Annotated in this window: 12 protein-coding genes; 4 read left to right on the forward strand and 8 right to left on the reverse strand. The window is 42.3% G+C overall.

Features of this window, described 5'->3' with window-relative positions; translation table 11 throughout:
* The first annotated feature begins 63 nt into the window (after positions 1-63).
* Positions 64-1020: a site-specific integrase gene (locus L4C38_RS03730; protein WP_428796190.1), complete on the forward strand. Its 957-nt coding sequence runs from the start codon at positions 64-66 to the stop codon at positions 1018-1020.
* Here L4C38_RS03730 and L4C38_RS03735 read toward each other — a convergent pair.
* On the reverse strand, positions 1017-2009 hold the full coding sequence (locus L4C38_RS03735; protein WP_428796191.1) for a D-alanine--D-alanine ligase: 993 nt from the start codon (positions 2007-2009) through the stop codon (positions 1017-1019). The two genes, L4C38_RS03730 and L4C38_RS03735, sit on opposite strands and share 4 nt — an antisense overlap.
* 152 nt (positions 2010-2161) lie before the next feature.
* Positions 2162-2689, reverse strand: coding sequence for an SPOR domain-containing protein (locus L4C38_RS03740; protein ID WP_428796192.1), 528 nt, complete (start codon positions 2687-2689; stop codon positions 2162-2164).
* A 215-nt stretch (positions 2690-2904) separates the two neighbouring features.
* On the opposite strand from L4C38_RS03740, the gene L4C38_RS03745 reads away from it, so the two are divergent.
* Positions 2905-5589: a bifunctional acetate--CoA ligase family protein/GNAT family N-acetyltransferase gene (locus L4C38_RS03745; RefSeq protein WP_428796193.1), complete on the forward strand. Its 2685-nt coding sequence runs from the start codon at positions 2905-2907 to the stop codon at positions 5587-5589.
* A gap of 5 nt (positions 5590-5594) precedes the next feature.
* Here the strand turns inward: L4C38_RS03745 and L4C38_RS03750 are convergent, their stop codons facing one another.
* From L4C38_RS03750 to L4C38_RS03770, 5 genes are all read right to left on the reverse strand, one after another.
* A complete protein-coding gene (locus tag L4C38_RS03750; RefSeq protein ID WP_428796194.1) occupies positions 5595-6482 on the reverse strand; it encodes a LysR family transcriptional regulator in 888 nt (295 codons plus the stop codon).
* A gap of 464 nt (positions 6483-6946) precedes the next feature.
* Positions 6947-7198, reverse strand: coding sequence for a hypothetical protein (locus L4C38_RS03755; protein ID WP_428796195.1), 252 nt, complete (start codon positions 7196-7198; stop codon positions 6947-6949).
* Positions 7191-8897, reverse strand: a complete 1707-nt coding sequence (locus L4C38_RS03760; protein ID WP_428796196.1) for an SgrR family transcriptional regulator — start codon at positions 8895-8897, stop codon at positions 7191-7193. The genes L4C38_RS03755 and L4C38_RS03760 overlap by 8 nt, the downstream gene beginning before the upstream one ends.
* Before the next feature lie 67 nt (positions 8898-8964).
* Complete coding sequence (locus tag L4C38_RS03765) at positions 8965-9198, reverse strand: DUF3389 domain-containing protein (RefSeq protein ID WP_428796197.1); 234 nt, start codon at positions 9196-9198, stop codon at positions 8965-8967.
* Positions 9198-9659, reverse strand: a complete 462-nt coding sequence (locus L4C38_RS03770) for a hotdog fold thioesterase (protein WP_428796198.1) — start codon at positions 9657-9659, stop codon at positions 9198-9200. The genes L4C38_RS03765 and L4C38_RS03770 overlap by 1 nt, the downstream gene beginning before the upstream one ends.
* Before the next feature lie 79 nt (positions 9660-9738).
* Between L4C38_RS03770 and L4C38_RS03775 the strand changes: the two genes are divergently transcribed.
* Complete coding sequence (locus L4C38_RS03775; protein ID WP_428796425.1) at positions 9739-10530, forward strand: M48 family metallopeptidase; 792 nt, start codon at positions 9739-9741, stop codon at positions 10528-10530.
* 67 nt (positions 10531-10597) lie between these two features.
* Here the strand turns inward: L4C38_RS03775 and L4C38_RS03780 are convergent, their stop codons facing one another.
* The gene (locus L4C38_RS03780) at positions 10598-11680 is read right to left on the reverse strand and encodes a site-2 protease family protein (RefSeq protein ID WP_428796426.1); all 1083 of its coding nucleotides are present in this window, start codon (positions 11678-11680) and stop codon (positions 10598-10600) included.
* Positions 11681-11944: 264 nt separating this feature from the next.
* Between L4C38_RS03780 and L4C38_RS03785 the strand changes: the two genes are divergently transcribed.
* The gene (locus tag L4C38_RS03785; RefSeq protein ID WP_428796199.1) at positions 11945-12502 is read left to right on the forward strand and encodes a PhnA domain-containing protein; all 558 of its coding nucleotides are present in this window, start codon (positions 11945-11947) and stop codon (positions 12500-12502) included.
* The last annotated feature ends 9 nt before the right edge of the window (positions 12503-12511 follow it).

The raw sequence follows: 12511 nt of genomic DNA on the forward strand, positions 1-12511 counted from the left end.
TAATTGTAAATTACTGTTAGGCAAGTATATTTGTCACGTTAATCTATTTAATGGTGAATCTTTTTGAAAAAGACCATTCCAGCTATCACAGAGCCAGAAACAATAAAGCGATATGTCCTTCAGTTTACCAACAGTGTGGATAAACATTTGGTCAATAAAGTTACGTCTGGTGTGTATTCAAATAGCTCTCTGCTTGCCATCACGAAAGATTGGAATATGTTTGTTGAGTTCTGCCAAACTAAATCTGTATCACCTTTGCCGGCTTCAATTACCGCTGTACGTCTATATATTGAGATGGCCTCTCTTAATAGGAAGTATTCAACAGTAAAGCGTTACGTGGTCACTATATCGCTTATTCATAAAGTATTGAGCCTCGCCGACCCCACAAAGAATAGTCGAGTTCAAACAGCTTTAGGCGCGATCAGGTTAAATAAGGTCGGAGATCTGAAGTCTACTCAAGCATTCAAACGTGAAGATCTAGATGCGCTTTCAAAGGCACTCCAGACATCGCCTTCTTATAAGGATTGGCGAGATCTGGCTATTTATCATGTTATGTACGAAGGACTGTTAAAGCGCTTTGAATTGCGTGAGTTGAGCCTGCAAGATATCACCATCGAACAAGAATCTATGATGCTGCTTGTTGGAGGTGATGAGATCGTGTTGTCTCGCACGGCTAGCTTGTCTTTGTCTCGCTGGCTTAATGTTCGGGGCTCGCTCGGGCAATACGTATTCACTGCAATCGATAGGCACGGAAACCTAAGTTTTGACCAACTTAATGATTCCTCTATTTACCGAATACTACGAAGTGCGAGTGATATGCTTGGCTTGAGTTATACATTTTCTGGGCAGTCTTTGCGTGTTGGTGCGGCTCAAGAACTTGCAAAGCAAGGTTTGAAAATTAGAGAGATACAAGATGCAGGTAGATGGCTTAGCCCTGCTATGCCTTACCAGTATGTCGGCAATGATGCACAGGCAGAGCTAGAAAAGATGCGCTATTTGTCGTTTAAATATATCGATTAAATCGATGATTTAACGCAATCAGCTAAGAATTCATGGAAGTTGTGACCATTGTTTTGCAACATCTTAGGGAACATGGAAATAGGCGTCATTCCTGGGAATGTATTTACCTCGTTGAGGTAAATGTTGCCTTCTGTAGTTAAGAAGAAGTCGATTCTTGATAAATGACGCAATTTCATCTGCTTAAATACTTTCTCTGCATTCAATCTAATGATTTGTAACTGCTGATCTGAAAGATTTTGAGCAACGATATCGGTTGTTGAGTGGCTCGTTTGTGCGTACTTTTCTTCGTAGCTATAGAAGGTATCTTCTGGGGCTTTGACTTCACCTGGTAGCGTCAATACAAGTTCGCCTTGATACTCATAAGCAGCAACCTCAAGCTCGCGAGGTTTCACCGCTTTTTCTACTAATACTTGATTTGAGAATGTAAATGCATCATCTATGGCTTGTTGTAACTGCTCGACAGAAGTTACCTTGTAACACCCTACAGATGACCCCTGACATGCTGCTTTAACAAACACACTCCCCCATTCCGTCATTGCTTTCAATGTCTTATCGTATGAGTCGGCATTATTTTCAGATAGGAAAAGATACGGAGTGTTTGGAATACCTAATGCGTCATACCATAGCTTAGAGGTGATTTTGTTAAAACTATTAGTACTCGCTTCTGCGCGACAACCCAAGTACGGAATGCCAGACAATTCTAGCATCGACTGTATATCACCTGTTTCGCCTGGGAATCCGTGAATACAAGGAATAACGAAGTCGATATGCAAACTATGATTCGCGAAGTTTAATTGACCTGAATTGGTATCGAGCAGCGCGAGCTCACCCTGCTCTGTAAACCAACCGTCTTTCTTCATCTCTACACGAATAACATCAAACTCGGGCGTTAAACCAAGTTGCGATTGTAGATAATTGGCAGAAACTAGCGAAACTTCGTGTTCAGACGAACCGCCGCCACAAAGAAGAAGAATGGATGTTTTTTTCATTGGAATCTTTCCGTGATGCTTTGAAGCTAGTGAGGCTTTATGATAATAAAATCGACCTAAAGTTACACTTCAAAAGCGTATAATTTTTCGTTCAAATATACTGATAGCTGAAAGAATAGGCAGAAAAAAAAGGGGCTTAGCCCCTTTTCCTATTAATTCAATTTATTGAGCGTTGGGTATGGTGAGTTTTTGATGGTATCAATGCTTTTCACAAACGGTTTCAATGCTTGAAAATCAGCTGGCAATTGACCAATCGCCATTTTTGCATCAGCTTGTGTTGCATAGTCGCCGTATAAAACGGTATACCACTTGGTTCCATTTACAACTTTGTAGTTTTCCCAAACTGGTTGGCCATTATTTGGCAACTTACGTGCAAAATGATCTACTTTAGTTTGCGAGCCAACAGCAACAACTTGGATGGTGTAACCATAACGAGCCATCTGAGAATTTTGTTGCTTAGTTGATGGCGGAATAATGGTTACTGCCGGCTTTGTCCGAGACGGTGTAGAAACAATTTCAGTCGCTACCACAGTTTCCGTTACTGTTTCAGTTACTGGATGTTCCACCTGAGCAACTTTATAATCTTCACGGTAACTTTCTGAACTCACATCAGTCGTGTATTGACTAGATACACAAGCAGACAGTAAAACGGACAAACCAACGATTGCTATTTTTTTCATGGAATCTTAAAGCCCTAAGTAGAAATTACATCAAATCATGCCGTTAGACAGCGGCATAATCAAGCCAACAGTGACATTATATTATGAGACTCTGTGACTTGTGACACAAACTAACCACTACCTTCGGTGATTTGCGCAAAACTCCATCAAAATAGCAAACAGCGCTGGTTTATCTCCGTTACGATATAGTAAAGAACACGTTAGGAAGATGATTTATGAGTAATCTTAACCACCTCTTAAAACCTAGCTCTATCGCAGTGGTTGGCGCTTCAGTGCAGCCGATGCGCGCTGGCAATATTGTTATGAAGAATTTACTTCTGGGCGGTTTTGAAGGTGCCATTATGCCTGTGACACCAAGATATAAATCTGTGTCTGGTGTACTCGCCTACCGCGATATCGATTCACTTCCGATCATCCCTGACGTGGCAATACTGTGTACACATGCTAGTCGCAATATTGCGCTTTTTACGCAATTGGCTGCCAAAGGGGTGAAATCTGTCATCATTCTATCGGCTGATATGCATGAAGCCAGTAGTACTGGTGAAACCATTCAAGAACTGTGCGTTGCTATAGCGCGTTCTTCAGGGATGCGAGTTCTCGGTCCTAATAGTCTTGGTGTGATGCTACCTTGGCTCAATTTCAATGCTTCGTTTTCTCCTGTCTCTCCTCAGAAAGGTAAAATCGCTTTTATTTCCCAATCTGCCGCAATGTGCACTACGATCCTAGATTGGGCTAATGATAAAAACATAGGTTTTTCAGCTTTTATTTCGCTGGGTAATGCCGTAGATATTGATTTTGCCGATCTTCTTGATCATCTGAGTACAGATACACATACCGAAGCCATTTTACTTTATGTAGATTCAATTAAAGATGCCCGCCGATTTATGTCGGCAGCGCGGGGCGCGTCCCGTAATCGACGAATATTGGTATTAAAAGGCGGAAGAACGACCGAAGGACGAAAAGCCGCCAAGGCTCATACTGGTGGCAGTGATACACTCGATATCATTTACGATTCAGCAATTCGACGTACAGGTATGTTGCGGGTACAAAACTCACATGAGTTGTTTGCTGCAGTAGAAACCTTAACCCACTCTGTGCCACTGCGAGGTGAGCGTTTAGCAATAATAACCAATGGCGGTGGTCCAGCAATTATGGCGGTAGACACTCTACTCGACCGTGGTGGAAAGCTGGCAAAATTAGATGAATATACAGAAAGCAAATTAGACAAAGTTCTACCTGCTAGTTGGAGCCGAAGTAACCCTATAGATATGGTAGGAGATGCAAGCTTTCAGCGTTACGTTGATACTTTAAACTGCCTCATGGATAGTGATTGTTCAGACGCAATTTTAATTATGCACAGCCCCTCTGCAATAGCTCATTCAGAACAGACCGCTCAAGCAATAGTTGATGCCGTAAAAGCGCATCCCAGACACAAACGCTTCAACATATTAACCAATTGGTCCGGTGAATTAACTGCAAGACCTGCTCGCACTATTTTTACTAACGCAGGAATCCCAACTTATCGAACCGCAGAGAGTGCTGTCGTTGCTTTCATGCACCTTGTTGAGTACAGGCGTAACCAGAAGCAACTCATGGAAACCCCTACCACGGCTGAACCTGTACATGTAAGTGAGGTTGAAAGTGCTAACCAGTGGTTAGAAAAACAATTGGGTGACAAGGAAATAATCACTTTAGATACACATCAAATTGGTCCCTTCCTCAAGTATTTCAATTTTGATGTACTACCTACATGGATAGCAAGTGAGGCAAGTGAGGCGGTTCATATCGCCAGTGAAATCGGGTACCCAGTTGCGGTAAAACTGCGCTCTCCCGATATTGCTCATAAATCTGATGTACAAGGTGTAATGCTTAACCTTCGCAATAGCGCTGAAGTGGCCAACGCTTCACAAGCAATTCTTGATCGTACCCAACTTTCATATCCTTCAGCGAATATTCATGGCTTACTCGTTCAGGGTATGGCTAAACTTGCCGGTGGCGAAGAACTCCGAATTAAAGTGAAATATGATGATACTTTTGGACCAGTTATTTTGCTTGGACAAGGTGGCTCAGAATGGGATGAAAATATCGATGCAGCTTCTGCATTACCCCCTTTGAATATGGCGCTAGCGAGATACTTAATTGTTCGAGCCATTAAAGATGGTAAAATTCGTCTTCAAAAATTACCTGAACCCATCGATATTGATGGATTATCGGAAGTTTTAGTTAAAATTTCACAGATTGTAGTCGACTGTCCTCAAGTACATGAGCTGGATATACATCCAGTATTGGCAAATGGTCGTACGTTTACCATCCTTGATGCAGATCTAACTCTTCGCCACTATCAAGGCGATGCTCAACGTCGCTTAGCAATCCGCCCTTATCCTGTTGAGTATGAAGAGCAAACCACACTAAAAGATGGCTCTAACATAATTCTGCGACCTATTCTTCCAGAAGATGAGCCTTTACATGCTGATTTTATTAATGGCGTCTCTCGTGATGATCTTTATAACCGTTTTTTCTCCGATGTGGGTGAGTTTAACCACGAAGCGTTGGCAAAGCTAACACAGATAGATTACGACAGAGAAATGGCCTTTGTGGCGGTGTCTAGTATTGGCAATCGTCAGGAGATCATTGGTGTCAGTCGCGCCCTGATCAATCATGATAATAGCGACGCTGAGTTTGCCATTTTGATTCGTTCGGATCTGAAAGGAAAAGGATTAGGGAAAATTTTAATGAATAAGGTTATCGACTATTGTCGAAACAAAGGAACATTGAAGATGTCTGGAATGACAATGCCAACGAACCGAGGCATGCTTATGCTGGCGAAAAGCCTCGGTTTTCAAACTGATATTCAGTTTGAAGATGGCACAGCCGATATGATGTTGTTATTGCAAGGATGAGCGTTTTATTTTAACTGCCAGTGTTTTTTGAGGTATTGAATACACCAAGACTTGGCCTCCCCAATTTGATTGCGCTTCCAAGCTAGAATGATATCGATTGAGGAAGTTTGCGTGCCCTTAATTTGTTGCAATCTCCCCTGCTGGATTAACGGTTGCGCAATAATAGTTGGCAAGGTTCCAATACCAAGTTCCGCGGTAAGAGCTTCAACTTTGGCGGCAAAGTTACTAACTGTTAAGCGCGGTTGTTTTTGCAATACGTTGACCGACATTGCTGGTTGTTCACGAGCGGTATCAGCAATCGCAATTATTCGGTATTTTTCACGCGCTTGGTCATCAAACTCTCCTACGCGTTTATGGACATAATGATTCGCAGCCGCAACCCAAATCATTTCCATACGCCCGATTGTGACAGATTTGACGTCAAGGGGGATGGTATCTAACTTCGGACACACCAATAAATCGGCTCTTCCTGTCTCCAAAGCCTCCCAACTTCCTGCCAAAATTTCTTCCTGTAGCCGCACACGAGTACTGCTGACATTGCCGAGAGAATCCACCATAGAAAACAAATTATTAACCGGGATTATGCCGTCGAATGCGATGGTGATGTCTAACTCCCATCCATTCGCAAGCACACTGGCATCGTTAACTAGCTTATCAGTGGCTACGAGTAGTATTCGACCTCGTTCAAGTATTAGCTTTCCTGCTTCAGTAAAGACGGCTTTGTGTCCCGAACGGTCGAAGATTGTAATGTCTAAATCTTGTTCGAGTTTTTGGATTTGGTAACTCAATGAGGAAGGGGCACGATCGAGCTCATTCGCAGCGGCAGCAAAACTGCCTCTTCTATCGATAGCGTCAAGTATGTGTAAGGCTTCGAGCGTGATGGGGCTTTGCAAATTTACGTCCTCAATTCTGTACTACTTTGAACCTTCGCTTTACATTACCACCCATGGGTCTGGGGTGAAACTAACAAGTTTGAAGTTAAGCCCGATATTTCTGACGCTCAGAAACGACAAAAGCCAGCGGCAAGCTGACTTAACTGTCATTTCATTCAAAAAAAGTAACTAAAAGTGGGCTGAATGAAAGATTATTTTGAAGATGCCATCTCTTTCTTAACCATAATAGCTGCTGCTACGATAAAAGCGATGATCAAACCTAACTCCATGACGTACCCCTACTTAAAAATTTTGCGGACCAAAAAAATAGAAATCCCGAACATTCTATCAGTAAAATACGAACATTAAACACATTAACCAAAACCTTACGACTTTTGTGAGTAATATATCAAAAATCAGTCTGCTTCGAGATGGGTTACACACTATTTAAACCAAATGCGGCTTATAAATGTTAAATAATTAACTTATTTACTCGTAACTTTTCCGCCAATCATCTTAAATGCAGGGACGCCACGGATGATCGTATCTCTTGCGAACTCTTTGTCACAGTTAGGGCAAACACAAGGTAACTGGGTATAATCTTCAACAATGCGCTCTTTAAAACACTTAACTAATGCACCTTTGCCACCCTTTCTGTACTTAAAGAGTTGAAATTTACAATTGTTACAGAAAATAGATACGGTTTTTGAGGGTTGCTTTTTGTTGGGTTTAGCCACCTTCTAATTCCCCATTCTTTGGTTTAACCCATACTTGACTGAAGTCGAACCATCCCAATGCGTTGCACTTTGCATTTTGTAATGATCCGCATTGATCTTTACTGACGCCAAGCCAGCAATGAAACATTGGAATGAGTTGGAGGTTTTCTGCCAGCGCTTTGCCTATCTCATGGGCTGGAAATGCAGACTCTTCACTGGCTTGCCATTGAGTTATTACTCGTGTCCAATCCGCAAAATCCTCACTACGGCTCATTTTTTCAATGTCGCTGTAATCTAGTAACCAACCGACTATGGCATCTTCTCGATGGTTTGCGATACTCATCGGTTTGATCCAAATATCAATATCGCTAGTGTTTGGCATTTCGTGGTCATAACTGTGTAACTCAACCTCCAAACCGTCTTCCTTCAATAGCAATTCAAGTGTTTTCGCTAATGTCGGGAACATGGGATGTTTTGCGTGATAAGCAACATTTACTCTGTGGTAGCCCGGTGGAGACGCATAGTTAGCCTGCCTTGTATGATGATACCAGCCAGGTTTTAGCCCATGAGCAGGTAGTGCTCCTAGTTCAACAATCTTCTCGTGTGATAGTTTTTGAAACACGTTGAGTGATGATAGACGCTGGCTAAAGTAGCTTGCCCAATCCTCTGTTTTTGCCAAACCATCACGACGATTTAGCAATAAATAAGTACAACCAGGATCCAGTTCAACTTCATCATTAACGACAGCTGATTGTGGCGCGATTGGTTTGGATAAACTAGGAAACACCATTGAGGAATGTACGTCATCGATAACCCAAACCTCGACGCTATCAATCAATGGTCGAAATCCGAAATAACCATCAAACGCACTTAGTACTAAGCGTTTCTCATCATTTTGTGAGACTTTATACGGACCAGTACCGATCGGGAATTGATTAAACTCCTCGCTACGATTAGTGGCGGGTAATAGAATCTTGGCACAAGACTCTGCTAGAAGAATAGGCAGATGATAGTCGTCTCGATTGAGGCGAATTTCAACAACATGCTTTTGTGTCGAAGTAACATCTTTTATATGGGAGAATAATTCGCGTAGACACAATCCATTCAAGCTTTCTATAACAGCGTCAACCGTCAGTAAATCACCATTATGAAAACGTACCGCAGGACGGAGGTAAAAACGCCAATGTGTAGGAGAAACCATTTCCCATGTATGAGCGAGATCGGGTTTAAGTTCTTCGTTTTCATCAAGTTTGGTTAACCCACTGAATATCTGACGTACTATATGCCTTTCAGAGCGACGAATATTTTCAAGAGGGTTGAGCGCAAGCAATGGTCGGTAATATGGTAAGCGTACGACTTGACGCCCTTCTTGTTGTTGAACGCCTAGATAGCTTTCAACAACTTGAGCCAGTTTTGCTGTATCTTGATCTAGTACTTTTAATGCGTGCCCTATTTTACCTTCTTCAAGATAACGACGCGCCAGATTTTCACTTACATCTGAACGACTGCGCTTAAAGACTAGTTGAGATAACTTACCTCTCCCCGGAGAAGGATGCCATTCAATCCAGCCCTCTTCCTCCATCTTGTTGAGAACAATTCGAGCATTTCTTCGGGTGCAGCAAAGAATATCTGTAATATCTTCCAGTTGAACTCCACGATCTTTACCATCGTAATGCTCGAAAAGGCTTTCGAATTGAACTCTTAAACGGGGGCTACTCATAAAGAGGAAAACTCACATAATTATACTATCGTTTATTTTCCTTATTTAGAGTGAAACGATCAAGTAGTTACTGTATGGAGATCCCCAATTGTGCGGCCAATTCAGAAAGTTGTGCTTCATTATCAAGCTTGATTGACCACTTTGCTTCACTACAATTAACGGCGACAACGTTAGCACCTCTGCCTATCAACTGAATAGCGTCAGTTTGGGCTTGTAACGTAACCATATGTGCCCCAGTCAATTTGATAACGAGTTCGTGTGCCGTCACGATCATTTTACCGTGAGAAAAATCGATAACCATTAGGACAATTCTCGCGTAGGACTACTATGACTTTTAGTTGTACGATGTTTCTTAACCGCTATGGTTAAACGACTCGTACAAACCAAACGTTCGCGCTCATCAGTCATTGTAATTTGCCAAACTTGTGTGGATACACCTAAGTGAATCGGTGTCGCTTTGCCAATGACCAAACCCGAGCGCATCGCTCTTACATGGTTGGCGTTAATGTCTAAGCCGACGCAATAAGAATCTTCAGCGACACAAAAATTGGCCGCAACGGATCCAAGTGTTTCAGCCAGCACAACCGATGCACCTCCATGTAACATTCCAAGTGGTTGGTGAGTAAAATGGCACACTGGCATAGTTGCACAAATATAGTTGTCGCCGACTTCGCTATACTTTATTTGTAGATGCTCGATTAATGTATTTTTTGAAGTTTGATTGAGAAGATCTAAATTGATGTCTCGTTTCCAAATTGTCATAAACATATCCGCTTACGTAGGTTACTGATAGTGTACCTAATGTTATGATTACCGAACATAATGAATTTACATGGAGTGTATTATGTCGTGGTTTAAGTTCAGTTCACTCATCGTCGTAGTGAGTCTAACTGCGTGCAGCTCGTCACCTACAGGGCGCAATCAATTACTATTGTTTTCGCAGAATGATATGAGCAGCCTTGGCACTCAATCATTTGAACAAATGAAGCAAGAACAGAAAATCAGTACAGACGCGAATATTAACCAATATGTACAGTGCGTGGCTACTGCGGTTACTCGACAAGTACCTAAGCAAGCTTCTTTTGATAATTGGGAAGTGGTTGTGTTTGATAGTGAGCAAGTGAATGCGTTTGCATTGCCTGGCGGTAAAATTGGCGTTTATACAGGCTTACTGGAGGTAGCAGAAAACGAGGATCAACTCGCCACCGTTATCGGGCATGAAATTGCACACGTTCTAGCCGACCATAGCAACGAACGACTTTCGCAATCACAACTTGCCAATACTGGGCTACAAATCACTAGTGTTGCTCTTGGCGCTTCTGAATACGCACAATATCAACAAGTCACAATGTCAGCTTTGGGGCTTGGTCTTCAAGTAGGTGTACTGCTACCTTATGGTAGAACTCAAGAATCTGAAGCGGATATAGTAGGATTGGATTTGATGGCAAAAGCTGGGTTTGATCCGCGTGAAAGTGTCACGCTTTGGTATAACATGGCACAAGCATCAAAGGGACAACAACCACCTGAGCTCCTTTCCACCCACCCTTCGCATAGTACGCGTATAAGAGATCTTAATCAGACAATGCAAAAGCTGCCAAATTATGCGAAAACAAAACCGAATTGTCGTTCTTAAACAGATATACCTGAATGCTGAATAAGGGGGATGCTTTGTGCTCCCCCTTTTTACTGATCAACGGAGTTTAGGTTCCAAGTATTTGCAAAGGTAATTGCAGCAGCGCATCACCAGATTGTGCAAAGTGCCAGATGATGCCAATTAGTCCTGCTACTAATGCTACATACCATGCCGCTGCGACCATTTGCCCGTAACGGTCAAGTGGAAGAAGGTGGCTCGTATGTCGATAGCGCCATTCCATTAAAATCTCTAGCGTGCCCATAATAAGCAAGAAACCTAATAAACTTAGCCCCAATGTATAGCTCAACGCAATGCCACCAATTGCCGCTGCTGTACATAAAACCAGTCCTGTGATGCTGTTCATCGAAAAACTAATGCTTTTTAGTATGTGTCCACCATCAAGAGGTAAGATCGGTAACAGATTAAACAAGTTGAGAAAGGCATTAAAGGCTGCCAAACCGGCGAAGAATATATCTCCTGTTACCCAATAGATAATCATCAACACGAGCGAAAGGATAAAGCCGAACATCGGTCCCATGATAGAGATAAATACATCTTGCCAGCGAGTATTTATTTTCTCATCAGAAAGCGCGAGTCCTCCCAAAAAAGGAACCAAGTAAATCCCCTTGGTCTTCATACCAAAGTATTTCATCGCCTTAACATGCCCGTACTCGTGGATCACCAAACATGCGATTAATGCTAAAGCGAACTGAAATGAGAATAACCATGAATAAGCAGCAAGGCTTGCAGACGCCAATACAACTTTAATCAACTTAGCACTCTTAAGCGCTTTCATTCCCAGTGATATAAGTCCAATTAAGCTAAAACGACGCTCCGTTTTAGGAGCAACTACTGGTGTTTGCTGTTCGATGTCTTTACTACTGCGTTCGCCTTCTGAAATAACATTGCCATCAAGTTTTACTGTGTATTGAAAGCTAAATGGTTGCCATATCAGTGATACGTCCAATTGGCAGTTCAGTACTTCATCACCCTTTTGCAAGTTAAACTGATGAGAAGTTGACTCTTTACGTTCAGAATCGGCAACCATCTGGGATACTATCTGGTTATCCCAATACAGTTCTTGCCAACCCGCGATACTACCTTCAAGCCTTAAAGGTCGTCCTAAAAATTCAATTGAAAGAAGCTCCAACATTTACCCTATTGATTTGCTATATAAACGATACTAATTATGCCGCTTGGCACTAAGGAGGTAAAGCAATAGTGCGGATATGTTACACGGTCACCCTGGCTAAGTTGTTGAGATGATGATAAGTGTTACGTTTTTGAAGCGTTTACACGGTGAATTATTAGTTTACACCGGTTAATCCTTTGCTTTACCGAATACCCCTTTTAATTGGTCGGATAAAGTGGATAATAAGCCTCGTTATTAATCCCGACCATATGTGAGTCCATTATGTCTATTGAAGCTACAATGCTAAAACGTTGCGAATCTAAGTGTGAACTATGTGCTGCTGAAGCACCTCTAACTGCTTACGCGGTACCTCCGCACAGTCACGTAACGGTGGATCAGGGCATCATGGTATGTGACAAATGTCTGGGCGAAATTGATGAACCAAAAGACATTAACCACTGGCGTTGTCTAGGTGACAGCATGTGGAGCCAAGTAGTACCGGTTCAAGTAACTGCATGGCGCCAGCTAACTCGTCTTAACTCAGAGAGCTGGGCGCAAGATTCTCTTGATATGATGTATATGGAAGAAGAAACGCAGAACTGGGCTATGCAAGGTATGTCTGATGATGACAAACCGCTTGATGTAAACGGCGTTGAGCTTAAAAAAGGTGACGACGTAACAGTAATCAAAGACCTTCCAATCAAAGGTACTAACCAAGTGATTAAGCAAGGTACGGTTATCCGTGGCATCAGTGTTGGCGACGATCCTAAGCTTGTTTCGGGCAAAACGAACGGTGGTCAATCTATGTACGTTATCGCTGAGTTCTGCCGTAAGAAATAATTCATTCTG

The sequence above is a fragment of the Vibrio kasasachensis genome (assembly GCF_050337565.1).
Classification (GTDB): Bacteria; Pseudomonadota; Gammaproteobacteria; order Enterobacterales; family Vibrionaceae; genus Vibrio; species Vibrio kasasachensis.

Excerpts from the sequence above, each read along its gene's own strand:
- L4C38_RS03735 (WP_428796191.1), bottom strand. The coding sequence starts at position 2,009 with ATGAAAAAAACATCCATTCTTCTTCTTTGTGGCGGCGGTTCGTCTGAA.
- L4C38_RS03740 (WP_428796192.1), bottom strand. The coding sequence starts at position 2,689 with ATGAAAAAAATAGCAATCGTTGGTTTGTCCGTTTTACTGTCTGCTTGT.
- L4C38_RS03745 (WP_428796193.1), top strand. The coding sequence starts at position 2,905 with ATGAGTAATCTTAACCACCTCTTAAAACCTAGCTCTATCGCAGTGGTT.
- L4C38_RS03760 (WP_428796196.1), bottom strand. The coding sequence starts at position 8,897 with ATGAGTAGCCCCCGTTTAAGAGTTCAATTCGAAAGCCTTTTCGAGCAT.
- L4C38_RS03765 (WP_428796197.1), bottom strand. The coding sequence starts at position 9,198 with ATGGTTATCGATTTTTCTCACGGTAAAATGATCGTGACGGCACACGAA.
- L4C38_RS03770 (WP_428796198.1), bottom strand. The coding sequence starts at position 9,659 with ATGACAATTTGGAAACGAGACATCAATTTAGATCTTCTCAATCAAACT.
- L4C38_RS03785 (WP_428796199.1), top strand. The coding sequence starts at position 11,945 with ATGTCTATTGAAGCTACAATGCTAAAACGTTGCGAATCTAAGTGTGAA.